Source organism: Thermodesulfobacterium commune DSM 2178, assembly GCF_000734015.1.
Lineage (GTDB): Bacteria > Desulfobacterota > Thermodesulfobacteria > Thermodesulfobacteriales > Thermodesulfobacteriaceae > Thermodesulfobacterium > Thermodesulfobacterium commune.
In genome coordinates this window covers 132,286-157,269 of record NZ_CP008796.1, presented here as the reverse complement: position 1 = coordinate 157,269, position 24,984 = coordinate 132,286, and the positions used below count along the sequence as shown (strand labels likewise).

Annotated in this window: 27 protein-coding genes; 8 read left to right on the top strand and 19 right to left on the bottom strand. The window is 36.8% G+C overall.

Features of this window, described 5'->3' with window-relative positions:
- Positions 1-3: 3 nt before the first annotated feature.
- The 6 genes from HL41_RS00835 to HL41_RS00810 are packed head-to-tail and all read left to right on the top strand — an operon-like array spanning position 4 to position 7,308.
- Positions 4-858, top strand: coding sequence for a glycine--tRNA ligase subunit alpha (locus HL41_RS00835; RefSeq protein WP_038063271.1), 855 nt, complete (start codon positions 4-6; stop codon positions 856-858).
- Positions 851-2,926, top strand: coding sequence for a glycine--tRNA ligase subunit beta (gene glyS / locus HL41_RS00830; protein WP_038063268.1), 2,076 nt, complete (start codon positions 851-853; stop codon positions 2,924-2,926). The genes HL41_RS00835 and glyS overlap by 8 nt, the downstream gene beginning before the upstream one ends.
- A gap of 9 nt (positions 2,927-2,935) precedes the next feature.
- Positions 2,936-4,849: a selenocysteine-specific translation elongation factor gene (gene selB / locus HL41_RS00825; RefSeq protein WP_038063265.1), complete on the top strand. Its 1,914-nt coding sequence runs from the start codon at positions 2,936-2,938 to the stop codon at positions 4,847-4,849.
- Positions 4,849-5,529, top strand: a complete 681-nt coding sequence (locus HL41_RS00820) for a uracil-DNA glycosylase (protein WP_051754404.1) — start codon at positions 4,849-4,851, stop codon at positions 5,527-5,529. Before selB ends, HL41_RS00820 begins: the two co-directional genes overlap by 1 nt.
- Positions 5,504-6,793 carry an NfeD family protein gene (locus tag HL41_RS00815; protein WP_038063262.1) on the top strand — a complete coding sequence of 430 codons (1,290 nt, stop codon included), beginning with the start codon at positions 5,504-5,506 and terminating at the stop codon, positions 6,791-6,793. Before HL41_RS00820 ends, HL41_RS00815 begins: the two co-directional genes overlap by 26 nt.
- Positions 6,790-7,308: a hypothetical protein gene (locus tag HL41_RS00810; RefSeq protein ID WP_038063259.1), complete on the top strand. Its 519-nt coding sequence runs from the start codon at positions 6,790-6,792 to the stop codon at positions 7,306-7,308. The genes HL41_RS00815 and HL41_RS00810 overlap by 4 nt, the downstream gene beginning before the upstream one ends.
- On the opposite strand, the gene HL41_RS09220 is transcribed toward HL41_RS00810, so the two are convergent.
- The 8 genes from HL41_RS09220 to HL41_RS00770 all read right to left on the bottom strand — a co-directional run bounded on the left by HL41_RS09220 (position 7,286) and on the right by HL41_RS00770 (position 14,795).
- Positions 7,286-8,497, bottom strand: coding sequence for a pyridoxine 5'-phosphate synthase (locus tag HL41_RS09220; protein ID WP_081856443.1), 1,212 nt, complete (start codon positions 8,495-8,497; stop codon positions 7,286-7,288). The genes HL41_RS00810 and HL41_RS09220 overlap by 23 nt on opposite strands.
- The gene (locus HL41_RS00800; protein WP_038063257.1) at positions 8,497-9,264 is read right to left on the bottom strand and encodes a tRNA (adenine-N1)-methyltransferase; all 768 of its coding nucleotides are present in this window, start codon (positions 9,262-9,264) and stop codon (positions 8,497-8,499) included. Before HL41_RS00800 ends, HL41_RS09220 begins: the two co-directional genes overlap by 1 nt.
- Before the next feature lie 30 nt (positions 9,265-9,294).
- A complete protein-coding gene (locus HL41_RS00795; protein WP_038063255.1) occupies positions 9,295-10,716 on the bottom strand; it encodes an aminopeptidase in 1,422 nt (473 codons plus the stop codon).
- A 31-nt stretch (positions 10,717-10,747) separates the two neighbouring features.
- Positions 10,748-12,175: an NAD-dependent malic enzyme gene (locus tag HL41_RS00790; protein WP_235181300.1), complete on the bottom strand. Its 1,428-nt coding sequence runs from the start codon at positions 12,173-12,175 to the stop codon at positions 10,748-10,750.
- Positions 12,176-12,195: 20 nt separating this feature from the next.
- Positions 12,196-12,603: a tRNA (N6-threonylcarbamoyladenosine(37)-N6)-methyltransferase TrmO gene (tsaA, locus tag HL41_RS00785; protein WP_038063252.1), complete on the bottom strand. Its 408-nt coding sequence runs from the start codon at positions 12,601-12,603 to the stop codon at positions 12,196-12,198.
- Positions 12,604-12,686: 83 nt separating this feature from the next.
- Entirely contained in the window at positions 12,687-12,983 is a 297-nt protein-coding gene (locus HL41_RS00780; RefSeq protein WP_038063249.1) for a hypothetical protein, read from the bottom strand.
- A gap of 164 nt (positions 12,984-13,147) precedes the next feature.
- Positions 13,148-13,636, bottom strand: a complete 489-nt coding sequence (locus tag HL41_RS00775; protein ID WP_038549398.1) for a hypothetical protein — start codon at positions 13,634-13,636, stop codon at positions 13,148-13,150.
- A gap of 73 nt (positions 13,637-13,709) precedes the next feature.
- Positions 13,710-14,795, bottom strand: coding sequence for an ArnT family glycosyltransferase (locus HL41_RS00770; protein WP_038549393.1), 1,086 nt, complete (start codon positions 14,793-14,795; stop codon positions 13,710-13,712).
- 68 nt (positions 14,796-14,863) lie between these two features.
- On the opposite strand from HL41_RS00770, the gene HL41_RS00765 reads away from it, so the two are divergent.
- Together HL41_RS00765 and HL41_RS00760 are read left to right on the top strand one after the other, a co-directional pair.
- Complete coding sequence (locus HL41_RS00765; protein WP_038063243.1) at positions 14,864-16,075, top strand: ArnT family glycosyltransferase; 1,212 nt, start codon at positions 14,864-14,866, stop codon at positions 16,073-16,075.
- A gap of 57 nt (positions 16,076-16,132) precedes the next feature.
- A complete protein-coding gene (locus HL41_RS00760; RefSeq protein ID WP_038063240.1) occupies positions 16,133-16,399 on the top strand; it encodes a hypothetical protein in 267 nt (88 codons plus the stop codon).
- On the opposite strand, the gene HL41_RS00755 is transcribed toward HL41_RS00760, so the two are convergent.
- The 11 genes from HL41_RS00755 to HL41_RS00705 all read right to left on the bottom strand — a co-directional run bounded on the left by HL41_RS00755 (position 16,381) and on the right by HL41_RS00705 (position 24,972).
- Positions 16,381-17,364 carry a hypothetical protein gene (locus HL41_RS00755; protein WP_038063237.1) on the bottom strand — a complete coding sequence of 328 codons (984 nt, stop codon included), beginning with the start codon at positions 17,362-17,364 and terminating at the stop codon, positions 16,381-16,383. The genes HL41_RS00760 and HL41_RS00755 overlap by 19 nt on opposite strands.
- A gap of 16 nt (positions 17,365-17,380) precedes the next feature.
- Positions 17,381-18,379: a beta-ketoacyl-ACP synthase III gene (locus HL41_RS00750; protein WP_081856442.1), complete on the bottom strand. Its 999-nt coding sequence runs from the start codon at positions 18,377-18,379 to the stop codon at positions 17,381-17,383.
- On the bottom strand, positions 18,370-19,377 hold the full coding sequence (gene plsX / locus HL41_RS00745) for a phosphate acyltransferase PlsX (protein ID WP_038063231.1): 1,008 nt from the start codon (positions 19,375-19,377) through the stop codon (positions 18,370-18,372). Before plsX ends, HL41_RS00750 begins: the two co-directional genes overlap by 10 nt.
- 19 nt (positions 19,378-19,396) lie before the next feature.
- Positions 19,397-19,579, bottom strand: a complete 183-nt coding sequence (gene rpmF, locus HL41_RS00740; protein WP_022854664.1) for a 50S ribosomal protein L32 — start codon at positions 19,577-19,579, stop codon at positions 19,397-19,399.
- Position 19,580: 1 nt separating this feature from the next.
- Positions 19,581-20,129: a YceD family protein gene (locus tag HL41_RS08885; RefSeq protein WP_051754403.1), complete on the bottom strand. Its 549-nt coding sequence runs from the start codon at positions 20,127-20,129 to the stop codon at positions 19,581-19,583.
- Between the two features lie 132 nt (positions 20,130-20,261).
- Positions 20,262-20,813 (bottom strand): diacylglycerol/polyprenol kinase family protein, encoded by a 552-nt coding sequence (locus tag HL41_RS00730; RefSeq protein WP_038063228.1) that lies wholly within the window; start codon positions 20,811-20,813, stop codon positions 20,262-20,264.
- Complete coding sequence (gene guaA, locus HL41_RS00725; protein ID WP_038063226.1) at positions 20,810-22,351, bottom strand: glutamine-hydrolyzing GMP synthase; 1,542 nt, start codon at positions 22,349-22,351, stop codon at positions 20,810-20,812. Before guaA ends, HL41_RS00730 begins: the two co-directional genes overlap by 4 nt.
- The gene (locus tag HL41_RS00720; RefSeq protein WP_038063223.1) at positions 22,348-22,812 is read right to left on the bottom strand and encodes a phosphate-starvation-inducible PsiE family protein; all 465 of its coding nucleotides are present in this window, start codon (positions 22,810-22,812) and stop codon (positions 22,348-22,350) included. The genes guaA and HL41_RS00720 overlap by 4 nt, the downstream gene beginning before the upstream one ends.
- Before the next feature lies 1 nt (position 22,813).
- Complete coding sequence (gene pth, locus HL41_RS00715) at positions 22,814-23,377, bottom strand: aminoacyl-tRNA hydrolase (RefSeq protein WP_038063220.1); 564 nt, start codon at positions 23,375-23,377, stop codon at positions 22,814-22,816.
- Positions 23,378-23,383: 6 nt separating this feature from the next.
- On the bottom strand, positions 23,384-23,983 hold the full coding sequence (locus tag HL41_RS00710; RefSeq protein WP_038063217.1) for a 50S ribosomal protein L25/general stress protein Ctc: 600 nt from the start codon (positions 23,981-23,983) through the stop codon (positions 23,384-23,386).
- A gap of 32 nt (positions 23,984-24,015) precedes the next feature.
- On the bottom strand, positions 24,016-24,972 hold the full coding sequence (locus HL41_RS00705) for a ribose-phosphate pyrophosphokinase (RefSeq protein ID WP_038063214.1): 957 nt from the start codon (positions 24,970-24,972) through the stop codon (positions 24,016-24,018).
- Between the last annotated feature and the right edge of the window lie 12 nt (positions 24,973-24,984).

Genomic DNA, 24,984 nt, shown 5'->3' with positions numbered 1-24,984 from the left:
GGCATGTATTTTCAAGATGTGATTGCTACTTTAAATCGTTTTTGGGGAGAAAAAGGTTGTGTAATTCTTCAGCCATATGATATAGAGGTAGGGGCAGGAACCTTTCATCCTGCTACTTTTTTGAGATGTCTTGGCCCTGAACCCTTTGCCTGTGCATATGTACAACCTTGTAGAAGGCCAGCAGACGGAAGATATGGAGAAAATCCTAACAGATTACAACATTACTACCAGTATCAAGTCATCATTAAACCCTCGCCTGATAACATCCAGGACCTTTACCTGGAAAGTCTTCAAGCTTTAGGTATTAACCCTACGGAACATGACATAAGGTTTGTAGAAGACGACTGGGAATCTCCCACCTTAGGAGCCTGGGGATTGGGTTGGGAGGTTTGGCTTGACGGGATGGAAATTACTCAGTTTACCTATTTCCAACAAGTAGGGGGTTTTGACTGTTTTCCGGTAACTGTAGAAATTACCTATGGGCTTGAACGTATTACCATGTATCTTCAAGAGGTAGAAAACGTTTTTGACCTTAAATGGAACTCAAAATATACCTATAGAGATATACATCATCGAGGAGAGGTAGAATATTCTATCTATAATTTTGACGAAGCAGATGTAAACCTTTTAAAAGAACTTTTTGACAAATACGAAGCCGAAGGCAACAGACTTTTAAGTTTAGGTCTTGCGCTTCCAGGTTATGACTTTGTCATCAAATGTTCCCATACCTTTAACCTCCTTGATGCAAGAGGAGTCCTTTCTCCTATAGAAAGGGCAAATTACATAGGTCGTGTGAGGGGTTTGGCAAAAAAAGCTGCTGAAACTTGGCTAAACAAAGGAGAAAGGGAAGATGAATAAAAATCTTCTTTGGGAAATAGGGACAGAAGAGCTTCCGGCAAGGTTTATCGAACCTGCACTTTTAAGCTTACAAAAGGCCGCAGAAAAAAAATTAAAAGAACTTTTTTTAGACTATCAAGAAATCAAAACCGCAGGAACATTTAGAAGATTGGTCCTTTTTGTAAAGGATCTCTCAGAAAAACAACCAGACAGAGAAGAGGAAGTTTTAGGTCCTTCTATTAATGTAGGGCTTACTAAAGAAGGAACCTTTAGTCAAGCATTAATCGGGTTTGCTAAAAAGTACGGAGTAAAGCCAGAAGACCTTAAAACTAAAAAAACCCCTAAGGGTGAGTATTTTTACCTTAAAAGAACCATTCCTGGACAAAAAACAAAAGACCTCTTACCTTCCCTGCTATTTTCTTTACTTAAAGAAATCTATTTCCCAAAAACCATGAAATGGGGGGATTATGACGTTAGGTTTGGTCGTCCTATAAGATGGATGGTTTGTCTTTTTGGGGAAGAAGTTATTCCCATTAAAATAGCAAGGATACAAGCTACAAACCAAAGCTTAGGGCATCGTTTTTTAAGCCCATCTCCCATCGTGCTTAACAAAGCAGACTGGGAAGAATATGAAACACAACTTGAAAATAACTTTGTTATAGTTTCTCCTGAAAAAAGATTAACTTTTACTAAAAAAAGCATCTTTGAGGTTTCTCAGCCCTATGGTGTGCCTGAAATAGATGAAGACCTCTTAAAAGAAAACGCTAACTTAGTAGAATATCCCTTTCCCATAGTAGGCAGTTTTCCAGAAAGTTTTTTAACCCTCCCAGAACCTCTAGTCACAACTGCTTTAAAAGAACATCAGAGATATTTCTGTATTAGAACCCTCGAGGGAAAACTTCTTAACTATTTCATTGCGGTGAATAACAACCGTCCTAAAGATTGGGGGGTAGTAAAAAAAGGACATGAAAGAGTTACTAAGGCCAGGCTTGAAGATGCCAAATTTTATTTTGAAAAAGACCTTAGTCAACCTCTTTCCTACTTTTTAGAAAAAATTAAAGGTATAGTTTATCATATCAAATGTGGAACTCTATGGGAAAAAACTCAAAGGTTAATAGATCTGGGTAAATATTTAGCGTTAAAATTAGATTATCCATACCTTCCCTCTAAAATAGAGAAAACATGTCTTTACGCTAAAATAGATACAGCCTCAGAGGTGGTAAGTGAGTTTCCTTCGTTACAAGGGGTTATAGGGAAGATTTTGCTTGAGCATAAAGAAGGAAAGGATATTGCAGAGGCAGTTTTTGAACAGTATCTCCCCTCATCCAAAGATGAAACCCTCCCTCAGTCTTTTGAAGGCATCATCCTTTCATTAGCTGACAAAATAGACCATCTTTGCGCACTTTTTGGAGTCAATGAAAAGCCCTCTGGAGAAAAAGATCCTTATGGGCTTAGAAGAGCAGGTTATGGTATAGTAAAACTGCTTATAGGAAAAGAAAAATTTTTAGACCTGGAAGAAGCTATAGAGTTTTCTCTTAGTTTGTTAGAAAAACAAGGATTTTTAAAAAATCCTGAGGCTTTAGAGGAAGTTACAGAATTTATCAAAAAACGCTTAGAGGGAGAGTTTTTAAACTTGGGTTTTAGCAAAAATGTTATAGGTGTTGTTCTTCAGTTACCTCTAAATCCTTATGACCAATATCTAAGACTAAAGGCCCTTTCAGATTTTCAGGAGAAAAAAGATTTTGTTGACCTTATTACTGGGTTTAAACGGGTATCCCAGTTGTTAAAAAATGTAGACAAACAAACTCTTTTAGAGGAAGTTAGAGAAAACCTTATCTTATTAGAAGAGGAAAAAGAGCTTTATCAACAGGCTTTAAATCTAAGACCAGTTTTACTTGGTCTGATAGAAAAAAAAGATTATTCTTCTTACTTAGAACATTTGGTAAGTCTTAAAGAACCGATAGACAGATTTTTTGATAAGGTGTTTGTGATGGTAGAAAATGAGAAGATAAGAGAAAACCGTTTAAGGATCTTACAAAGGGTGGCTGAGCTTTTTGAAAAATTTGGAGATTTTACCGCTTTTATTTAAAGGCAAATTATGAAAAGGGTTATCATAGGAACAGCCGGTCATATAGATCACGGAAAAACTACCTTAGTTAAAGCTCTCACTGGAATTGATACAGACAGGCTAAAAGAGGAAAAAGAAAGAGGTATTACTATAGATCTAGGGTTTGCCCATTTAGTCTTACCTTCAGGCACCCTTGCAGGAATAGTAGATGTTCCTGGTCATGAAAGGTTTATTCGAAACATGGTAGCTGGAGCCTCAGGTATTGACCTGGTTATCCTTGTAGTGGCTGCTGACGAAGGAGTTATGCCTCAAACCAGAGAGCACATAGAAATTTGCGAACTTTTAGGGATTAAAGACGGAATAGTGGTTTTAACCAAAGTAGATTTGGTAGAAAAAGACTGGTTAGACCTAATAAAAGAGGATTTAAAGGAATTTTTAAAAAACACCTTTTTAAAAGAGGCACCTATCTTAGAATTTTCAGCAGTTACAGGACAAGGTAAAGAAGCAATAATTAAAGCACTAGATGAAAAGGCTTTAAAGGTCTCTGCCAAGGTAGAAGACCAACCTTTTAGGCTCCCGGTAGACGGGGTGTTTACCGTAAAAGGGTTTGGAACGGTAGCTCGTGGGACAGCCATTTCAGGTAAGGTTTATCTTAACCAAAACTTGGTAGTTTATCCAAAAAATCTTACTACAAAAGTAAGAAACATTCAAGTTCACGGAAAAAACGTGGAAGTAGCTTATGCAGGGATGAGAACTGCACTTAACTTGCAAGGTATAGAAAAAGAAGACATAGAAAGAGGAGACGTGCTTGCAGAACCTGAAGTCTTAAAACCTTCTCAGTGGATAGATGTAAAACTTGTGTCCTTAAAAAGCATAAAACCTCCGATCAAAAACTTTGAAAACCTTCTTTTTTATATCGGAACCAAAGAAACCGTAGCCAAGGTTTTCCTTTTAGGAAAAAACCAGTTAAACCCAGGGGAAGAAGACGTAGCTCAATTGTTTGTGCAAGTTCCAATAGTTGCCTGGAGGGGAGACAGATTTATCTTAAGACGAGCCTCTACTAACCAGACAGTAGGCGGAGGGGAGGTTTTAAACCCTGTAGCTTATAGAAGAAAAAGAACTAAACCCTGGGAAAGAAAAGAAGTCGAATACTTAGCTCAGGCTTCGGAAAAAGAGCTTATCCAGTTTTGGATAGAAAAAAAAGGATTTTTAGGTATCTCTAAAAAAGACCTACAGATTACCGTTTCTCTCTTTGGAGAAAGGTTTGAAAAACTCTTAAAAGACTTAAGTAACAACTTGATTGAAATCAAAGACGGAGAAAAGGTCTTTTATTTTAGTAAAAAAGCAGAAGAAGACCTAAAAGCAGAGATTATCACTGGTTTAAAAAATTTTCACATGAACAATCCCTTTAGCCCTGGACTTACTAAGGAACTACTAAAAACAAGAATTTCTTCCTTTGTTTCAGAAGGATTTTATCAGTACGTCCTTGAAAGTTTGATACAACAAGGGATCTTAGGAAAAAATAAAGAGATAATCTTTCTAACCGAGTTTAAACATCTAAACTCTGAAGAAAAAGAAAAGTTAAAAAAAGAGCTCGAAGAAAAGTTTCTTTCAGAGGGATATACCCCACGGGATTTTGAAACCATCCTTCTTGATTTTAAAGAAAACTATAAAGCCGCTAAAGAGCTGGCACAGGCCTTATTAAAAGAAGGCGTTTTGGTAAAACTTACTGACAAACTAGTCTTTCACGCTAAAATTTTAGAAGAATGGGAAAATTTAGTAAGGACTGCCTTTCAAAAGAAAAAGGAATTAGAGCTAGCAGATTTTAAAAACCTTACTCCAACCCAGGTGAGTAGAAAATTTTTAATTCCTCTGGTAGAATATTTAGATAAAAAAAAGGTTACCCTTAGAGTAGGGGACAAAAGGATATTAAGAAAAACTTAATGGATGTTAAAGCTGAAATAATTAAAAACCTTCTATACTTTAAAGAAATAGGCTTAACCAGTATTCCAGCTTCTGAGGCTATCAAAAGACTTCTCCAACGCGAAATCTCTTTAGAAGAAGATTCCCTCTCAGCTCTAAAAGAAAAAATTATTCACTGTAAAAAATGTTCCCTTCATAGGGTTAGAAAAGCAGTGGTTTGGGGTGAAGGTCCTACCGAACCTGAAGGATTGATGATAATTTCAGAATATCCTGACCGAGACGAAGATTTTTATGGGAAACCTTTCGTAAAAGAAGTAGGTAACCTGCTTGACCGCATGCTTAATGCTATCAATCTAAAAAGAGAATTGTTTTTTATTACCCATACAGTTAAATGTAAAACTCCGGGTGGGAGGCCACCTGAGCCCGAAGAGATAGAAGCCTGTAGACCATATCTTTTAAAACAAATCAAGTACTTAAGACCTAAGCTGATTTTAGCATTAGGATTTACTCCTCCTAAGGTACTTTTAGAAGGAAAGACCCTAACCTTGGTTAGAGGGAAGGTGTTCACCCTTAAGGAAACCTCTCTCTTTTTTACCTATCATCCAGCTTATATTTTAAAAAATCCTGGAATAAAAAGGGTAGTATGGGAAGATTTACAAAAATTTAGGAAGCTTTATGAAGAGATATTTTTATCTAATTAGTTTAGTACTTGTTTGTTTTTGGGTCTCTTATTTAAAAGGTGCAGAGCCAAGAAAGGTTTTTCATGAAAAAATCGATGCCCCTATTACCCCTGTTATGGCTAATTTCATAAGTTATGGGATAGACCTTGCCAATAAAGAAAAGGCTGAAGCTTTTGTCATAGAGCTTGATACCCCTGGTGGGCTTGTTGAGTCTACTAGAGAAATAGTAAAGGACATCTTACAAAGTAAGGTCCCTGTTATAGTTTATGTAAGTCCCTCTGGGGCAAGAGCTGCCTCTGCCGGTACCTTTATTCTCCTTTCCTCACATTTAGCGGCGATGGCTCCTGGTACTCACGTAGGAGCTGCTCATCCAGTAGAACTTACAGGCAAAGCTGATAAAGAGGTAATGAACAAGATAATAAACGACTTGGTAGCCTGGGCTAAAAACCTTGCTCAAATGCGTAACCGCAACGAGACCTTTGCAGAAGAAGCCGTAAGAAAAAGTAAAAGCATTACTGAGACCGAGGCACTACAAACTGGAGTAATAGAAATCATAGCCAAAGATTTAAACGACCTTTTAGATAAGGCCCACGGAAGGCAGGTCCTGTTAGGAGAAGAAAAACGGGTTTTAAACCTTAAAAACGTCCGGATAGAAAAAATACCTGAAGACCTAAAGACAAAAGTGCTAAAAATTTTAACCAATCCGAATTTAGTATATTTCTTACTTATGTTAGGGTTAGCTGGCCTCTATTTTGAGTTATCTCACCCTGGAAGCATATTCCCTGGTGTATTAGGGGCTGTATGTCTTATATTGGCCCTGGTAGGGTTAAGTGTTATTCCTGTTAACTATGCAGGGCTGGTCTTTATTTTATTAGCCGGTGTGCTTTTCTTCTTAGAACTTCAGGTAACCTCACATGGGCTTTTAACCTTAGCCGGGGTAATCTGTCTTTTCTTAGGTTCTACCATGCTTTTTGGTAAGAACCCGCCTGCTTTAAGGGTTTCACCCCCTGTTTTATATTCTTTGGTGCTTATCTTCTCTTCGTTATTAGCAGGTATCACCTATATCGCCCTTAAAACCATACGGAAAAAACCGGTTTCAGGAAAAGAAGGTATGGTAGGAAAAGTGGGGAAGGTCTTAAAAGAAATAGGACCTGAAGGTGGAAAGATATTCATCGAGGGAGAAATCTGGCAGGCTTATGCAGATGAAACCATTCCGGAAGGAGAAAAGGTAGTAGTGGTAGAAAAAGATGGTCTGATCTTAAAAGTAAGGAGAAAAAATCGATGAAAAACCTCTTAAACATAGGAATAAGCTTATTAATTCTTATAGTTTCTCCTGTGATCGGTTATGGGGAAATAGCTTGTGACCCCAAGGTTTTATACCAGGCAGACGAAAAGTTTTTTGTCAGTCTCCCGGGATATCAAACTACCCAGATAAAAGAAACTAACCTTAACTTTTTTGGAAAGATCCATAATAAAGAAAGAACCTACAAAAACGCAAGCGCTAAGGTAAGGGTCAGGATGTTTTGGGGAGAAAATTTAATTCCTAATTGGCAAGGGTTTACTTTAAATCTTTTAGAAATTTCTAAAAATGAGCTGAAAGACGGAGAAATCGATGGAATAAAGGTTAAATTTTACGAAAACGGAGAAAAAAAGGTAATAGTTGTGCCCATTTTAGAGGAAACTTCTCGAGGATTTTTAATTTTGTTTAGCTCTAAGGACCTAAGCTTAGAAGCCCTCAAAAATTTCGTCTCGCAGTTTCCGATAAAAACCCTTTGTTCTAACCCCGAGCTTTCCAAATGAGTTCTTTCATCTCTCTTACTGCCTCTTTCATACCTACCATGATAGCCCGAGAAACGATACTATGTCCAATACTAAACTCTTCTATCTCAGGAATAGCAGCCACAGGCCCTATGTTTTCATAGCTTAAACCATGTCCTGCATGTACGATAAAACCAAGGTCTTTGGCTAACCGTGCAGCGACTTCTATTTTACCAAACTCTTCTTCTCTTTTTACCTCATCCTCTGCTTCAGCATACATCCCTGTATGTATTTCGATGATCTGAGCCCCAGTTTTTTTTGCGAGCTTTATGGCTTCCTCGTCTGGGTTTAGGAAAAGACTTACCTTAATACCTGCCTTGTTTAGCTCTTTTACCGCCTTTTTTACCTTTTCTACATTTCCGATTAAATCCATTCCGCCTTCGGTGGTGATTTCTTCTGTCCTTTCTGGAACTAAGGTTACCTGGTAAGGTTTAATCTCTTTAGCAAACTTAATCAATTTCTCATCTATGGCCATCTCTAAAATCAGTTTGGTTTTAATCACCTCTTTTATCAACCTTACATCCCTTTCTTTTATATGTCTTCTATCTAATCTTAAATGCACAACGATTCCGTCAGCTCCTCCTAACTCTGCCAGCACAGCTGCATGCACAGGGTCAGGATAAGGGGCTTTTCTTGCCTCCCTGACTGTGGCTACATGATCTACGTTTACCGCAAGTTTGGCTGGCATATACTCCCTCCTTTTTAAAAAGTTTAAAACCTCTTCTTTACCTTCAGAAAATCCTACTTTTTCAAACAATTGTATCTCTTTTTTTAACATAAGCCAAGGAGAAAAAATTCCCTTTTCGTGGTCATAGTCAAGGAGATGAACTAATCCATGGATAACTAAACTCAACAGGTAGTTTTCAAAGTTTAATCCATGGAAATCTGCCTCTTCCTTGGCCTTTTCGACCGAAATAATAATCTCTCCTAAAAGATTGTTTTGAAAACCATGTTTACCAAAAAAAGAAAAAGAAAGTACGTTGGTAGGATAGTTTCTTCCTAAGTATTTAAGGTTTAAATTCCAGATGGTAAGATTGTCAACCAAGGTTAAAGAAACCTCTTTTTTACCAAGTCTTAGTTCCTTTAAAACTTGATTTAACCTTGAAGCTATGTTTTTTGCTAGCTTTTTGGAGATAAGATCCTTTTTTGAGATAAAAATAGAAACAGACATTATTTTTCAACCACCTTTTTGGCAAAGATTAAAAATCCAGTATGAGCAACCATCCTATCTTCTGGTCTTAACCTTTCAGGATTGGGTTTGTATTGCCTAAGGAGGATTTCAGAAACCTCTATGTCTAAGAAAGGTAAACGCTGTAACTCTAAAAGGCATCGAGAAACTTGATTAGCCGTAGGGACAAGAATTCCTAAAAAATGACCTCCTTTCAAGGACTCCCAAGCTGCTGGGATCAACGTCCAGGGTTCCTTTAAGTCTAAAAAAACCGCATCCACCTCTTTTTCTTCAAAAGCCTCAGTTACTTCTACGTTCTTAAAAATTACTCTATCTAAAAGATTAAGTCTTTCAAGGTTTTTTATAGCAATCTTCTGAAATTTGGGCTCCTTCTCGTAAGAAATGACCCTTCCCTCTTGACCAACCATAAAAGCAAGGGCTGTAGTTAAAGCCCCAGAACCTCCACCACATTCTAAAACCAAACTTCCTGGCCCTACGTTAAGTTTAAGTAAAATATACCCTATATCCTTAGGATAAACTATTTGAGTAGCCCTTTCAACCTTCATCAAAAAGTCATAAAGAGAAGGTTTTAACACATAAAATTTTTCCCCTTTTTTTCCGTAAACGACTTCTCCGTAGTTTTTTCCGATCAAATCTTTTAGGTCTAAAAAATCTTTATGTGTGTGAAAAGAGGTATCTTTCACCTCAACTAAATACTTTTTTTCATCTGAGGTTAAAATAAGAACGTAGTCTCCTTCTGCGATCTTCATAAAACTCCCTTTTAATAAAAAAATAACAGGCTAACGGCTAAAAAAGCTTTTATAAGCCCGATAGCACATAAAAAGATCTGCTTTATGAGCCACCTCGAAGGGAGAATGCATAGAAAGTAAAGGTGGTCCTGCATCCACCACATCCATCCCATAAGAAGCAAAATACTTAGCTACCGTACCTCCTCCTCCTTCATCTACCTTTCCCATAGAAACTACTTGATAAACCACTCCATCTTCATCCCAACTCTTTAAAAGTTCTGCCAAAAACTCGGCATGAGCTTCGTTAGCCATATACTTTCCGCCATGTCCTGTATACCTGTTTACCGCTATACCAAATCCCATCTTAGCATCATTTAGTTTATCATGTACCTCGACATAATTAGGGTCTATACCCGCGGTCACGTCTGCAGAAATAGCCTTGGTGTTAGCCATAACCTCAAAAAATACATCAGGAGTAGGAGATAATCCCTGTTTCTTGATAAGCTCATACACAAACCTTTCAAAAACCCTGCTTTTAGCAGAAGTATTTCCTTCTGAACCTATTTCTTCTCTATCCATGAAAAGTAAAACATTCGTATATTCAGGCTGTTCTACCTCTAAAAAGGCCTTAAGAGAGGTAAAGGCACAGATACGATCGTCTTGGCCATAACCTCCTATAAACGCCTTGTCTATCCCCACCTCTCTTGCCCTACCAGCAGGAACGATATAAAGTTCTGCCGAAACAAAATCTTCCTCCCTTATGCCATAGGTTTGATATAAAAGCTTTAAACAGTTAAGTTTAACCCTTTCTTTGAGTTCCTTTTCTTCCTCAAGCTCCTCCAAGGGAAGGCCTCCAAAAAGAACGTTGAGCTTTTCCCCTACGATAGCCTCGGAAAGCTTTTTTTCTGCCTGAACTTTTCTTGAAAGATGGGGAAGAAGGTCACAGATGGTAAAAACTGGGTCATCTTCCTTCTCTCCTAACACTATCTTAACCAAACTACCGTCTTTTTTAGCCACAACCCCATGTAAACTTAAAGGTTGAGCTACCCAGTGGTATTTTTTGATACCTCCATAATAATGGGTTTTTAAAAAAACCAGTTCTGTGTCCTCAAAAAGAGGATGTAACTTAAGGTCAAGCCTGGGGGTATCTATATGGCTCACAACTATTCTTAGCCCCTCAGTTATTTTTTTCTTACCAAAATTCCAGGCAAAAAGAAGCTTATTTTTGTAGACTACCCATCCCTTTTTGGATTCTTTATCAAAAAAGCCCTTTTTTTCCAAAAGAGTTAAAGCCCTTTCTATGGTTTCTCTTTCAGTCTTAGCCTGAGAAAGAAACTCTATATACTCCTTACTTAGATCCTCAACCTGTTTTTTTTCTTCCTCCTTTAAAACATCAAACACATGTTTGGGTTTCCAGACTAAACCCTCTAAAAACTCAGAATTTTTTTTAGAACTACCTTTTTTCCTCGCCATAAGCCTTCCCCTTTTTTCTGAGAATATGATTTTAGTTTAAACTTTTTGAGGGTTTTGTCAATTTTTTTACCACTGCTTGAGCTACGGCCTTTACCACCCTTTTATCAAACATGCTGGGTATTATATAATCTTCCTTTAATTCCTCTTTCTTTATGACATAAGCAATAGCTTTTGCTGCCTCTATAAAAACCTCTTCATCCACCTTTTTCGCCTTAGCCTCAAGTAATCCCTTAAAAAGCCCAGGGAAGGCTAAAGCGTTGTTGATCTGATTAGGATAGTCTGAACGTCCGGTAGCCAACACCCTGACCAAAGGCAACGCAATTTCAGGAGAAATCTCAGGGTCAGGATTGGCTAAAGCAAAAACTACTCTATCCTGAGCCATAGCCTTTAAGTCTTCAGGTTTAAGAATGTTTGGAGCTGAAAGACCAATAAAAATATCCGCCCCTGCTAACACCTCTGAAAGTGTACCTTTTAACCTTTCCGGGTTAGTAAGGGAAGCAATTTCTTCTTTATAAGGATTCATTCTTTCTTTTCTTCCCTGATAAATAGCCCCATATGAATCGCATAAAATAAGATTTTTGACCCCATATTTTAAAAGTAGCCTTGCCGTTCCTATGGCAGAGGCCCCAGCACCTGAAATTACTATCTTCATATCCCTTAAACTTTTTCCTAACAACCTTTCTACATTAATAAGACCTGCTAAAACCACGATAGCTGTGCCATGCTGGTCGTCGTGAACCACAGGCACCTCAAGCTCTTCCCACAATCTCTTTTCTATTTCAAAACATCTTGGGGCAGAAATATCTTCCAAGTTTATTCCACCAAACACCAAAGAAACCTGTTTTACCACCTCAACAAATTCATCTACATCTTGGGTATTCACCGCTAAAGGAAAGGCATCTAACCCTGCAAATTCTTTAAAAAGCATACATTTACCTTCCATAACTGGTAAAGAAGCAAGAGGCCCTATATTACCCAACCCTAAAACCGCTGATCCGTCGGTAATAACCGCAATGGTATGACCTTTGATAGTATATCTATAAACCTCTTCTGGATGATCTTTCAGATATAAACAAACCTTAGCCACTCCTGGAGTATAAACCTCAGCCAAGGTATTCTGGTCTTTTATCTGAACCCTATTTACTATCTCTATTTTTCCTCCTTCATGCAACTCAAAGGTCTTATCTATAACCTTTAGCACTTTTATATCTTTTAGTTCTTTAAGCACCTTGATAATTTGCTCCCGTTGTCTTTCCTCCAAACAGATTATCTCTAACTCTCTTATTACCTTATCTGTAGAAACTTTAAGTAAACTTGAACTTACTATCTCACATCCATACCTATTCAAACATCCTACTATTTCTCCAAATTTTCCTAACAAGTTAGGCATTTCAAGTTTTACCCTAATCGAAAAACCTGAAAAACAAACCCTATCTAAATTTTTGGTCATTTTTTCCATAAAAACTCCCTTCTAAGAGCTTAAACAGAATTCTTTTGATAGGCTTTAAACGGTTTAAGGTCAAGGATAGGGGTTCCATCAAACATATCGATTCCTTTTACCTTGACCTTATTGTTTGCAACTTCTAACACCTCTAAAACTGAAAGACCTATAGGATTAGGTCTTATAGGAGAACAGGTGCTAAAAACCCCTTTTAATTCTTGACTATGTGGAGGTTTTTGTAAAAGTTTTTCAGGGGTAAAAGGAGATGACTGATGAAATACAAAAAGTACTACTACCTTATCTCCTTTTTTAAAGTCCCTTAATCCTTCTTGATATTCAGGTTTAATCTCTAAATAACCTTCTATTTCTGAAATAGACCAGTGTCGAGGTATCTCTTTAGCTTCAGTTCTTACATAGCCTATAGGACGAAAGACATACTCTTCCATCTTTTATTTCTCCTAAAAATGTAACAGGGCCCCTCTCTGCTACTCACAACGTTGTTTACCAAGTTAATATACCAGAAAATAACCTACTGAGAAGTAGAATTTCCAGGCATATCTTTCTTGATGGTCTCTTTTTGCTGCTGTTTTAAAGCTTTATGCTCCCTAATCCTTGATTTCTCACGAGCTCTTTCCCTAACTTGTTTTCCAAAACCTTTTTTAGCTTCCTCTCCTTTAAGTTGTTTGGTAGCATTGCTAACCTCTTTTCCTATCCCAGCCCCCTGATAAGGCTTAGGACCAGCAGGCCCTTCTTTAGGACCCTGAGCATATCCTAAAGAAAACCCTAACAAAGAAACTCCTACCAATAAGGCTATTAGCTTTCTCATCTCCCCACCTCCTATAACTTGTCTTTTTATTCTACTATATCAAAAAGCATACCTAAAAGTTATTTGCCTCTTAACCCTAAAAGACCTAAGATTTTAAAAATTCAACCTCAAAACCTGAAGGAACATTTTTCAAACTTTGCATTTTTTGCAAATAGTCCTAAACTTTAATAATTTTTAACCAAAAAATAAAGCTTTTTCCTTACTGGTAACACCCTTAACTCGCTAAACTTTTTCTCTTTAAAACCTAAAGACTCAAATCTTTCTTTAGAAATCAGAATCCATCTATCTTTAAGTTTTGAAACCACATCTGGATTGCAATTTTTAACATATATAAAATCTAAAGCCTGATATCTATATTTTCCGTAGTAAATCAAATGATGAGGAATTTCCTCGCAAAGATATATCACCTTATTTTTTCCTGCGGTTAATATAAGGTTTTTGGCTGCTTTCCTAAAATAATCAAACTTTTCCTTATGGTAAGAATAATAAAAGGCAGCATAGGCCTGTTTTATAAAAAACACACAAAAAACTAAAAACCAAAAAACGCCTTTATACGTAACTTCTTTACGAAATCGAAATCCAAAAAATATGCCTCCAGACATCAATAAAATGGTAGTTAAAAAAGCTTCCCAATAATAAAAACCTTTAAACATAAGATACGCTAAAAAAGAAAGGCTAAGAAAAACGCAGAACCAAGGTAAAAAGCGGATACAAATCTTACCTATCTTAAGAAATCATCCTTTGTTTTTCTAAAATCAAGTATAAAAAAACCGTAGAAGAAACAAAAACCAATCCACCTACTCCAGGAAGCATATATCTTAGCCTTGCACCTAAGCAAAAAATATGAAACAAATATGAAAAAACAAACAGGAAAAGAGAAAAAAGGAAAAACCTAAAAAAATTAGGATGCTTATCAAGGAAACTTTTAAAAAATTCTTTTTCTTTTAAAACAAGAAAGAAAAAAATCCAAGGGGCATATCCTATAAGAAAACCAAGGGTAAAGGCCTCAAAATGTTGAGTTAAAGAAACCTCTGCCCCAGATACTGCTCCCTGATATTCTCCTAACCAGGCCTTAAAAAGGGTTATATCAAAACCCAAACTAACTAAAAGCCATGTTATAAAAATTCCCAAGGTAACCCCTATACCTAAAAAATGGGGAATAGAAAAAAGTTCTTTAAGTCTTTTAAAGTAAATTAGATAAGGTATCCAGGCTAAATAAAAGAAAAGCAGAGCATGAAAAGTTTTGGTGAGCACGGCAAATCCCGTAAAAATGCCCCATAAAACAAATCCAACCATCCTTCGTTTTTCTATCTCATAAAAATAAAACCAGGAAAAAAGGCTAGTTGAGACTAAAAAGGTGTAAAAACCATCTATCTCAGCCCTTATACCTTTATCTATAACCTCTGGGGTGGTTAAAAAAATCAGACCAGGAAGCAAAAAAACAACCCAAGAAATGTTTTTTTGTTCGACAATCTCTTCTTTTTTTAAAATTTTTATCCATATCCAGGTAAAAACCAAAGAGGTAAAGATTAAGCTCACAGCAGAACTGGCTCTGGCTGTCCATTCTGAGAAGTCTTTAGTAAGACAAAACCAAAGAGCAAGAAACCAGTTATAGGCCGGGGGTTTTAGAAAATAAAAGGTGTCGAAAAGCTTAGGAAATAAAAATTCCTTAGTTTCAAGCATCTGTAAAGCAATTAAAACCCTCCTACCTTCTTCTCCCTGAAACTCCTTTTCTCCTATAAAAGGAAAATAAAGAGCCCCTCCAAAAGCAATTAAAAACAAAGCTATTTTTAAAAAGGCTTTATTTTTCATAAAAACCTCTTAAACTTATAAAAATACTACCTTTTTGCTTTAACTACAACCTGTAGTAGAGGCTTTTTATGAAAAAACAAAGGTTGATTTTAGTTTTGTTGGTTTTGGCTCTTTTACTGATTTTTTGGAATTTAGGAGAGAGACCTTTATTTGGGGTAGAGGGAAGGTGGGCTGAAGCAACAAGAGAGATGATGCTTAGAGATTCATGGTTTGTTCCAACCATCAACTTTGAACCTCATGTAACCAAACCTCTCATCCCTTTTTGGCTTATAAAAATTTCTGGAATGGTTTTACAAGGTTTTAATGAGTTTACCGTAAGACTACCAGGGGCTTTAATCGCTTTAGCAAGTTTGGTTGTTTTCTACATAGGTGTAACCCCTCTTTTTTCTTATCCTTGGAACCTTATAGCCTCTGGCCTTTTACTTACCTCAGTAGGTTTTTTAGAGTTTTCTCGTTTAGCCCAGTCTGAAATCTATCAACTTTTTGGCATCATCACAGCCCTTGCCTTTTATATTCATTTTAGGGATAAAAAGAGCTTTTTAGGATACTTAGGGTTTTTTGGTGGTATGGTGATAGGGGGGTTGTCAAAGGGGATAACTTCTTTTGCGGTGTTATTGACCTTGCCTTTGATAGATGCTATCCTCGAAAAAAGATTTTATCATCTAAACTGGAAATCTATCTTAGCAGGAACCATAGCCTTAGGGTTTTATTTCTTACCTTATTACTTAACAGCTCAAGAACTGAAAAGTCAAATCCCCTTTTATCTATGGATAAGAGAAAACTTACAACAGGCAGTAAACCCTTATGACAACCTTAGACCCTTTTACATCTATTTCTTATATTGGCCTATATGGGTAGCACCCTGGTCGCTATTTCTTTTTGCTGCTCTCGTGAAGTTTATCAAAAATTTTAAAAAATTATCAAAGGAAGAAAGGCTTTTCTTTTTAACCTCTATTTTCATTTTTCTGATTTTTACCATAGCCAAAGCCAGAAGAGGTTATTATCTTCTCCCAATTCTACCTTTTTCTATAATTTTTATTACCTACTATTTAAAAACTCATGCTGACTGGTTTTTGTTAAAAATCTATCGATTAGTTGGACATTGTTTAGTGTTTTTACCTTTGATATTTCTTTTAATTTTACCCTTTTTAAAGTTATCCCTTTCTTATACCTTGGGGTTAAGCCTGATATTAGGCTTTTTGTTCCAAGTTGTAGTATTCTTTCTTTTTAAAAAAGAACCTGTTTTCAAAACCATCCTACACTTTGCGATAGTTGAGTGATTAGTCTTTACCGTAATTATACCCTGTTATGCTAAAAGTTCAGAAAAAGAGGCAGGTTTGTTTGTAAACTATTTACTTTCTAAAAATCCAAAAGCAACCCTATGTCAGGTTAACAACCCTGTAGCTAACGTCTATTTTTATGCCCGTATCCCAAAGAAGGTAGAAGCTTTTACCTCTTCTCAAACCTGTGACGTTATAATTATAAGAAAAACACTTCCTAAAGAAATAGAAAACCTATCTCTTAAAGAATACAAAATTATAACTTTTAAGGCTCAAAAAGACCCCTCAAAAACCTACTTTATTTTCTATCGAAATTTTAAATAATCCTCTACCAGCTTTCTTGCTTCTTTGTAGTCTTTTATCCAAAAAAGTTTAGAATAGAGCCTTTTGCAGTCCTCAAAATCTAAACGTTCTATCAATTTTATGGCATGAAGTTCTTCCTTAAGATGAGGAAAGGGATTTTCTTCGTGGGGAAGAAGCTCTTCCTTGGGTATGATTTTTATGTAAACCAGAGACCTTGCAGCAAGAAGATTTTCTGTTTTTGGGTTTTCTTTGCGGTTAAAGATGTATCTTAAGGTCAAAAGTTCTCCAGGAGGAAAGACGTAGGGTTTACCAACAAGAGATTTTAAAACCTTCTGTAGTAAAAAAAACTGAGAGACTTTACCCAAACTTAACGTATTTAATTGCAAAAGTTTTTTAAAATAAAGGTGTATAGTTCCAGCTTCTACATATACCTTTTTTAATCCCTGTTTTAAACTTAACAGCACTTTTAAAATCGCCTCAACCCTCAGTTGATCTCTTAGTCTAAACCTTTCAGCATCTGCCTTAGAAAAATCCTTTACACTATCAACGATTTTTTCGAAATCACCGGTTAAAGAAACTTCATAAAACCTGAGAAGTTTTCCTATCGCATTTTTTTCTGTCTCTGCTATCCTCTCTAAGAGAACCTCGTCTATTGACTGGTGAGAGACAATCCCTTCCGCCCTTTGTTGTAAAATCTTGACCCCCTCTAAATAAGGCTCTATCTGAAAAATTTTCTTTCCCTGTTGATGAAAATTTTTGAGCAGTTTAAGGGTCTGTTTTTCAAACTCTGGGAACCAAAACTCTTCGTTTAAAACATAATCCTCTTCAGAAATTTTACCTTCAAGAACTGAGCAAAACTTTTCATTAGGTGGCTCTTCAAGAATGATAACTTCAGCACTTTCCATAAAGTCCTTAGCAAAAGGAAGGACTTCTATCCTATGGGTTGAAAAACCGACTATGATTTCTATTTTTTGAGAAGAATTCATCTGAAAAGGATTTACTCTACCACCTTAACAATACGCCTCCAAAGGTGAAACCTCCTCCAAAGGCAACAAGTAAGACTAAATCTCCTTCCTTAAGTACACCTTCCTTTTCTGCTTCGTAGAGGGCTATAGGAATGCTGGCTGCTGAAGTATTTCCATATTTATCGATATTTACGAAGACCTTTTCTTTAGGAAGGTTTAGCCTATCTCTCAGGTATTCTATAATTCTTAAGTTTGCCTGATGAGGCACCAAAAGGTCTAAGTCTTCCTTAGAAAAACCGTTTCTTTCAAGTAACTCCAACGCTAACCTTTCCATTACCCTGGTAGCAAACTTAAACACTTCTCTTCCCTGCATTTTGATGTAATATTCTTCCTTAGGTAATCTGTCATCAAAAGGAAAAAAAGCACTTCCCCCTCCTTTTAAGGTAAGTAAAGGCCACTTGCTACCGTCTGCCCCAAGGATAAAATCGATAATTCCTTTTTGGGAAGGTTTAGTACTTTTTCCTACCACAGCAGCACCTGCTCCGTCTCCTAAAAGCACACAAATGCTTCTATCTTGCCAGTTGGTTTTTCGAGAAAGGGCTTCAGCCCCTACTACCAATACTTTCCATTCAGGATTTGCCTTTACAAACTGGTCAGCTATACTTAAAGCATAAACAAAACCAGAACAGGTAGCTGAAAGATCAAAAGCACCAGCTCTTAAAGCACCTAACCCTTCTTGAACCAGCACAGCAAGAGAAGGAATGAGATAATCTGGGGTTACGGTTGCACAAATGATAAGGTTTAAATCCTCTGGAGAAATCCCTGCCCTTTCTAACGCTTCTTTAGAAGCTTTGATAGCATATTGACTGATGTTTTCTCCATCTTCTAAAATATGTCTTTCTTTTATTCCTGTCCTTTCTGTAATCCAGGCATCTGAAGTTTCAACCATCTTTTCAAGGTCATGATTGGTAAGCACCTTAGGAGGAACTGCCATTCCCATACCTAAAATCGTCGATCTAACAGTGTTTAAGCACACTCCTTTTCCTCCTCAATCAAGTTGTCTTTGATGGCGCTCTCCAATTTTTCAACCAAATTGATTTTGATGGTATTTACCGCTACCCTGATAGCATTTTTGATAGCCAAAGCATCGGACCTTCCATGGGCGATGATTACGTTGCCTTTGACTCCTAAAAGTGGAGCCCCTCCATATTCTCTCCAGTCAGCCTTTTTCTTAAATCCATCTATAGCCTTTTTAGCCATAAAAAGGCCTAAAATAGAAACTACCGACTTTTTTGCCTCGTTTTTTAACATCTCTAAGATAACCTCAGCCAACCCTTCTGAAAGCTTAAGACAGATATTTCCTATAAAACCATCACATACTACCACATCCACTTCTCCACGATAGATATCTCTACTTTCTATATTACCTACATAATTAAGATTAGAATTTTTAAAAAGTTGATGTGCCTTTTTGACCAACAGGTTACCTTTTCCCGACTCTTCTCCGATAGATAAAAGTGCTATCTTGGGATTAGGTCTATCCCATACCTTTTCTAAGAAAACCTTTCCCATAATACCAAACTGAAAAAGGTCTATGGGCTTTGAATCTACATTAGCCCCTACGTCTATCAACACAAAAGGTTCTTTAACCGTAGGAAGAAGGGTAGCGATAGCCGGACGTCTCACCCCTTCTATCCTTCCCAAAACAAAGATACTCCCTGCAGCTACAGCCCCTGAATTTCCAGCAGAAACAAAAGCACCCGCCTCCTTTGACTTCAAAAGTTCTATCCCCTTGAAGATAGAAGCCTCTCGCTTCTTTCTTAGAGCATCTCCTGGACTTTCATCCATTTCTACCACTTCTTCAGCAAAAACCACAGAAACCCTTGGCTTTCCTACATAGGTTTTTAAAACCTCTTCCCTCCCTACCAAGATAAGCTCTAACTCGGGGATCTCCTGAAGGGCAAGTTCTGCACCTCTAAGAATCTGGGAGGGGGCAAAATCCCCTCCCATTACATCCACGACTACCTTATACATAGGTTTAGATGACTAAAAACTAAGAAGATTCTTTTTCTAAAACCTGTTTACTTTTGTAATACCCACAGCTTGGACAAACTCTGTGAGGAAGTTTAGCAGATTTACACCTTGGACACACAGAAAAAGAAGGAGCTTCTAAATGCTTATGAGCCCTCCTCATTCCTCTTCTTGACCTTGAAGTCTTTCGCTTAGGTACAGCCATGTTACTTACCTCCTCTTTTTTCCAAACTCTCCTTTTCTATCATCTGCTTTAATACCGCAAAAGGACTTTCTTTTTTATATACCCCACAACTGCAACTTCTTTCATTAAGGTTAACCCCACAATATGAACAAAGTCCCTTACAGCTTTCTTTACAAAGCTTCTTGTAAGGAATAGATAACCAGATCTCCTCTCTTAATATGTCATAAAAAGAAATCCAAGAGTTTTCAAAAAAACTTACCTCCATCTCCTCATCTGAAAGCTCTTTTTCCTCATCAAAATTAAGAGATCTTAACGGCTTTAAATCTAAAGCAAAAGAATGCTCTAAATCAAACTCAAACTCTGTTAAACATCTATCACACTCTAAAACCAAAGAGCCACTTATAAAGCCTTCTAATTTTACCTCAATACCTAATTTTTTCAATTTAAAAAATCCAAAAAGAGGCTTTTTTATCTTAAACCCCTCTAAAACCTGAACATCAGTAAATTCAACTTTTAATCCCTCTAAAGGAATGTCTTCTAAACTAATACCCCAATTCTTAAGTTCTTCCATGTTTTTCTAAACCTCTCTTCTTTTGTTTTAAAATACCTCTAAATCTAAAAAAGTCAAAGGGATATTTTAGTCAACCTACAACCTTCTCATAGGCACCTTTTGAGAAAGATTAAGCCCTATAGAAACCTGACTCTAAACAAGATATTTAAGGTAAAGACCACCTACCAATGGAATCCAGAAATTATCCCTCTTAGTTAAAAGTTCTATAAAAGTAAGAAGGGAGATTAAACCAAAATACTGAAAGGTTACCAACCCTTTAAACACAAAAACAATCAAAAGAGACATCAAAAAAAATGCTACCCCTCCCTCTAAAGTCTTTCCCTGAAATATTTTCTTTTTCCCTGAGTAAAAACCTACCAAAGAGGCTATCGGGTCAGCCAAGGTTAAAATCAAAAGCACCAAACGAAAATCTTCCTTCCCTACCAAATAATAAAGGCAAGTAGTTCCGACCAAATAAAACCAACCATCACTTATTTTGTAAAATTCTTCTTTTTTAAAGAGTGGGGTCCAAAGCCTTTTCAAAGGAAGATAATCATAAAAAAAGAGTCTTAAAACTTCAAAGACAGAGTTTAAAATAACCAGACTTACTAAAAGAAGGCCTAGTAGGTGATAAGAAACAACATAAGACAGCCCAAAAATTAGAAAACCAAAACCTAAATGTAAAGCTTTTCTATAAAAGTTCATTCCCACTCGATCGTAGCTGGAGGTTTAGAAGAAATATCGTAAACCACCCTGTTAACCCCTTTTACCTCGTTTATAATCCGATTCGACAGCCTTTCTAACAGATCATAAGGCAATTTTACCCAGTCAGCAGTCATAGCATCTTGACTTTCCACACATCTAATCGCCACCACATATTCATAGGTTCTTGCATCTCCCATAACCCCTACTGTCTTTACCGGCAAAAGGACCGCAAAGCTTTGCCAGACCTTATAATACCAACCTGAGTTGAGCATCTCTTCTCTAACTATCGCGTCAGCCTCTCTTAAAATATCCAGTTTTTCTTCCGAGACTTCTCCTATTATTCTTATAGCAAGACCTGGGCCTGGAAAAGGTTGCCTCCATATAATATGTTTAGGTAAACCTAAAAGTTCTGCTATCTTTCTCACCTCATCCTTAAAAAGCTCTCGCAAAGGTTCTATCAACTTAAGGTGCATCCTTTCAGGTAACCCACCTACGTTATGATGGGACTTGATGGTAGCAGAGGGTCCTTTAAAAGAAACACTTTCAATTACATCCGGGTATAAAGTACCTTGAGCAAGATAAACCACGTTATCAAACTTTTTAGCTTCTTTTTCAAACACCTCTATAAAGGTTTCCCCGATAATCTTTCTTTTTTTCTCTGGGTCTTCAACCCCCTTTAATCTCTCCAGAAAAAGAGAGCTTGCGTCTACATAATCTACTTTTAGCCCTAAACTTTTCATCAAAGATAGCACTTCTTCTGGTTCGTTTTTTCTTAAAACTCCGTTGTTTACAAAAATGGGAATCAACCTATCTCCTATGGCTTTATGGACTAAAAGCGCTGTTACGGTAGAGTCTATACCTCCGGAAAGGGCACAGATTACCTTTTCATCTTCTTTAACCAGATTTTTAATATCTTCTACGGTTTTTTCTATAAAAGAAGGCATACTCCAATCAGCTGTACATCCACAAATCTCAAAAACAAAGTTTCTCAACACATCCTGGCCTATCTCTGTATGGACTACCTCTGGATGAAACTGAACCCCATAGATAGGTTTTTCTACATGGGCTACAGCAGCAAAAGGGGTATTTTCTGTCTCAGCCAATACATAAAACCCTTCAGGTAAAAACTCAATTTTATCGCTATGACTCATCCATACCTTATATTTCTCCCCCTTTTTTAATCCTTTAAAAAGGGCATTTTCTTCTATTATTTTAATATAAGCAGGACCAAATTCTCGTTTTTCACTTCTTTCTACCTTCCCCCCTAAAAGATAACTTATCAACTGTAATCCATAGCAAATACCTAAAATCGGAATCCCTAATTCAAAAATCTCAGCAGATATCATAGGTGCATCTTTATCGTAAACACTGCTTGGGCCTCCTGAAAGAATGATCCCTGAAGGGTTAAAACCTTTTATCTCCTCCAAAGACACAAAACAAGGTTTTATTTCACTATAAACCCCTAATTCTCTAATCCTTCTAGCAATAAGCTGAGTAGTCTGAGAACCAAAATCAAGAACTAATATTTTATGTATCATCTTCCAACCCTCAACTTTCTTAAAATAGCTATTCCTCCTATCAACATCAAAATCAATATACCTATCGCTAATATCTCAAAAAGATAATACTTAAAACGTTCTGGGTCAAAAGAAGGGGTATGAGCTATCTCAAAGCCTACGATCAAAAGTCTTCGGACTAAAGCAATGATTCCTACCAGTAAAAAAGGCTCTAAACATTTAATCTTATATTCTTCTCCAAAAATCACCTGTAGAGTATAAAAAACTTCCAGAAACATCATGGCTATTAAAAATTTATCCAATACCTTAATAATTCCCTCTGTAAAGTTGACATACGTAGGGATCGCTAAAATAGTTTTAAACCCGTAAAAGATGATAAAACCAGTGGCAATCAGTATCCCTAACCCGATTAAAATATAAAGAACTCTTTCAAACTTCAAAAAAAAGCCTTGCACATAATAGTTCCAACGTGCTAAGTTCATCTTACACCACTGCCTGTGAATTATAAATAGTCATTGTCTTCAGCAGACCCTTATAAAGAAGATCTTCTAAAGCAGCTACCGCTACTTCGAGTATTTTTTTTACTTTCTCTTTCTCTTCTTCGTTAAATGGGCTTAGCACATAACTCACCACGTCTTTATCTTCAGGTTTACCTATTCCTAACTTCATTCTTGGGAAATCAGAAGAACCCAAACACTCTATAATCGAAAGCATGCCTTTATGCCCACCGGCTCCTCCCTTAGGTAAAATCTTTAATTTCCCTAAAGGAAGGTCCATATCATCATAGATTACCAAAAGATTGTTTAACGATATTCGTTCTTTTAAAACCCACTTCTTAACCGCTCTACCAGAAAGGTTCATATAAGTTTGGGGTTTAACTAAAATTGCTTTATCTTTATAAAAGGCTACTTCACTTTCCATTTCTTTATAAAAATTAAACTTAAGCTTATGCCTTTCAGCAAAGGCCTCTAAAACTAAAAATCCAAAATTGTGCCTTGTTTCTTTATACTCCTCTCCAGGATTACCTAATCCGCAAAAAAGCCACATCTTTAACTATTCAGATTCCTCTGTAGAAGCCCCCTCTCCTTCTCCACCTTCAGCTACGATGGTAATCACGGTATCCTCAGGATCATCTAAAACTTTTACTCCCTCAGGAACTTTTATATCTTTTACATGTAAAACATCTCCTAAATCTAAGTTAGATATATCTACCTGGATTTTATCAGGGATGTTAGAAGGAAGACATTCTACCGTTAAATCATGCATAAAAATTTCGATTACTCCACCTTTAGTAAGTCCTACTGGACGTCCTACAAACTCTAAAGGTACGTCTATACTTACAGTTTCTCCCTCTTTAATCGCTACAAAATCAAGGTGAATAATCTTATCGGTAACAGGATGGAGCTGATAGTCTTTTAAAATAGCTTGTATTCTCTGAGTTTCTCCGTTTTGTACCTCCAAGTTAAAAAGTAAGGTTTCACCTTTGTATTTATGCAAAATACTTTCAAGTTCGTTAGCTTTTACCGAGATAGGAACTGGATCAAAATTATGTCCATAGACTATAGCTGGTATCAGACCTTGTTTGCGCAACTTTTTAGCACATTCCTTACCAGTTTTTTCTCTTTTAACAACTGATAAATTCACCTGTCTCATTGTATCTCCTCCTCCTTTTAGTTAAAAAAAATTTATACAAAAAGAGAACTTATAGACTCGTCGGTGTGTATCCTTCTTATAGCTTCAGCCAACAAACCTGCCAAAGAAAGAACCTTTATCTTACCTATAGCCTTTGCTTCCTCTCTTAACGGTATGGTATCACTTACCCAAAGAGCTTTCAACGAAGAATTAGCAATCCTTTCTAAAGCCTTACCAGAAAGTACAGGATGGGTTGCCATTCCATAAACCTCTAAAGCTCCTCTTTCTATGATAGCATCAGCTGCTTGACACATAGTACCAGCTGTATCTACCATATCGTCTATGATGATGGCTATTTTATCCTTTACTTCTCCTATAATATGCATGACAGCACTTTCATTAGGACGTTCTCTTCTTTTATCTATGATAGCGATAGAGGCTCCTAGCCTTTTAGCATACTCTCTTGCCCTTTCTACTCCACCGGCATCAGGAGAAACGATAACTAAGTCTTTTCCTGAAAAATTCTCCTTGATGTGCTTTAAAAAAACCGGTAAGGCATAAAGATGATCTACAGGTATGTCAAAAAAACCTTGGATCTGTCCAGCATGAAGGTCAACAGTTAAAACTCTTCTTGCCCCTGCTACGACTATCAAATTAGCTACTAACTTGGCTGAAATAGGAGTTCTTGGAGCTGTTTTTCTATCCTGCCTTGCATATCCATAATAAGGAATAACCGCAGTAATTCTTCTGGCTGAAGCCCTACGAGCTGCATCTATCATAATAAGAAGTTCCATCAAATGTTCGTTTACAGGGGGACAGGTAGGTTGGATAATAAAAACGTCTGCTCCTCTTATGTTATCTTTAATCTCAACAAAAATCTCTCCATCGCTAAAACGCTTTACTACCGCCTTACCTAAAGGAAGGTCTAAAAAACTACAAATCTTTTCTGCTAAATCTAGATTAGCACTACCAGAGAACACACAAATCCCTTTAAAATTATACCCTCCCATCTTTATTTCTCC

Excerpts from the sequence above, each read along its gene's own strand:
- HL41_RS00790 (WP_235181300.1), bottom strand. The coding sequence starts at position 12,175 with ATGGAAAAAATGACCAAAAATTTAGATAGGGTTTGTTTTTCAGGTTTT.
- selB (WP_038063265.1), top strand. The coding sequence starts at position 2,936 with ATGAAAAGGGTTATCATAGGAACAGCCGGTCATATAGATCACGGAAAA.
- HL41_RS00820 (WP_051754404.1), top strand. The coding sequence starts at position 4,849 with ATGGATGTTAAAGCTGAAATAATTAAAAACCTTCTATACTTTAAAGAA.
- HL41_RS00770 (WP_038549393.1), bottom strand. The coding sequence starts at position 14,795 with ATGAAAAATAAAGCCTTTTTAAAAATAGCTTTGTTTTTAATTGCTTTT.
- HL41_RS00720 (WP_038063223.1), bottom strand. The coding sequence starts at position 22,812 with ATGAACTTAGCACGTTGGAACTATTATGTGCAAGGCTTTTTTTTGAAG.
- HL41_RS00835 (WP_038063271.1), top strand. The coding sequence starts at position 4 with ATGTATTTTCAAGATGTGATTGCTACTTTAAATCGTTTTTGGGGAGAA.
- HL41_RS00705 (WP_038063214.1), bottom strand. The coding sequence starts at position 24,972 with ATGGGAGGGTATAATTTTAAAGGGATTTGTGTGTTCTCTGGTAGTGCT.
- glyS (WP_038063268.1), top strand. The coding sequence starts at position 851 with ATGAATAAAAATCTTCTTTGGGAAATAGGGACAGAAGAGCTTCCGGCA.
- rpmF (WP_022854664.1), bottom strand. The coding sequence starts at position 19,579 with ATGGCTGTACCTAAGCGAAAGACTTCAAGGTCAAGAAGAGGAATGAGG.
- HL41_RS00710 (WP_038063217.1), bottom strand. The coding sequence starts at position 23,983 with ATGAGACAGGTGAATTTATCAGTTGTTAAAAGAGAAAAAACTGGTAAG.
- HL41_RS00765 (WP_038063243.1), top strand. The coding sequence starts at position 14,864 with ATGAAAAAACAAAGGTTGATTTTAGTTTTGTTGGTTTTGGCTCTTTTA.
- plsX (WP_038063231.1), bottom strand. The coding sequence starts at position 19,377 with ATGTATAAGGTAGTCGTGGATGTAATGGGAGGGGATTTTGCCCCCTCC.
- HL41_RS00795 (WP_038063255.1), bottom strand. The coding sequence starts at position 10,716 with ATGGCGAGGAAAAAAGGTAGTTCTAAAAAAAATTCTGAGTTTTTAGAG.
- HL41_RS09220 (WP_081856443.1), bottom strand. The coding sequence starts at position 8,497 with ATGTCTGTTTCTATTTTTATCTCAAAAAAGGATCTTATCTCCAAAAAG.
- pth (WP_038063220.1), bottom strand. The coding sequence starts at position 23,377 with ATGTGGCTTTTTTGCGGATTAGGTAATCCTGGAGAGGAGTATAAAGAA.
- HL41_RS00775 (WP_038549398.1), bottom strand. The coding sequence starts at position 13,636 with ATGTTTAAAGGTTTTTATTATTGGGAAGCTTTTTTAACTACCATTTTA.
- HL41_RS00780 (WP_038063249.1), bottom strand. The coding sequence starts at position 12,983 with ATGAGAAAGCTAATAGCCTTATTGGTAGGAGTTTCTTTGTTAGGGTTT.
- HL41_RS00810 (WP_038063259.1), top strand. The coding sequence starts at position 6,790 with ATGAAAAACCTCTTAAACATAGGAATAAGCTTATTAATTCTTATAGTT.
- HL41_RS00755 (WP_038063237.1), bottom strand. The coding sequence starts at position 17,364 with ATGAATTCTTCTCAAAAAATAGAAATCATAGTCGGTTTTTCAACCCAT.
- tsaA (WP_038063252.1), bottom strand. The coding sequence starts at position 12,603 with ATGGAAGAGTATGTCTTTCGTCCTATAGGCTATGTAAGAACTGAAGCT.
- HL41_RS08885 (WP_051754403.1), bottom strand. The coding sequence starts at position 20,129 with ATGGAAGAACTTAAGAATTGGGGTATTAGTTTAGAAGACATTCCTTTA.
- HL41_RS00815 (WP_038063262.1), top strand. The coding sequence starts at position 5,504 with ATGAAGAGATATTTTTATCTAATTAGTTTAGTACTTGTTTGTTTTTGG.
- guaA (WP_038063226.1), bottom strand. The coding sequence starts at position 22,351 with ATGATACATAAAATATTAGTTCTTGATTTTGGTTCTCAGACTACTCAG.
- HL41_RS00730 (WP_038063228.1), bottom strand. The coding sequence starts at position 20,813 with ATGAACTTTTATAGAAAAGCTTTACATTTAGGTTTTGGTTTTCTAATT.
- HL41_RS00800 (WP_038063257.1), bottom strand. The coding sequence starts at position 9,264 with ATGAAGATCGCAGAAGGAGACTACGTTCTTATTTTAACCTCAGATGAA.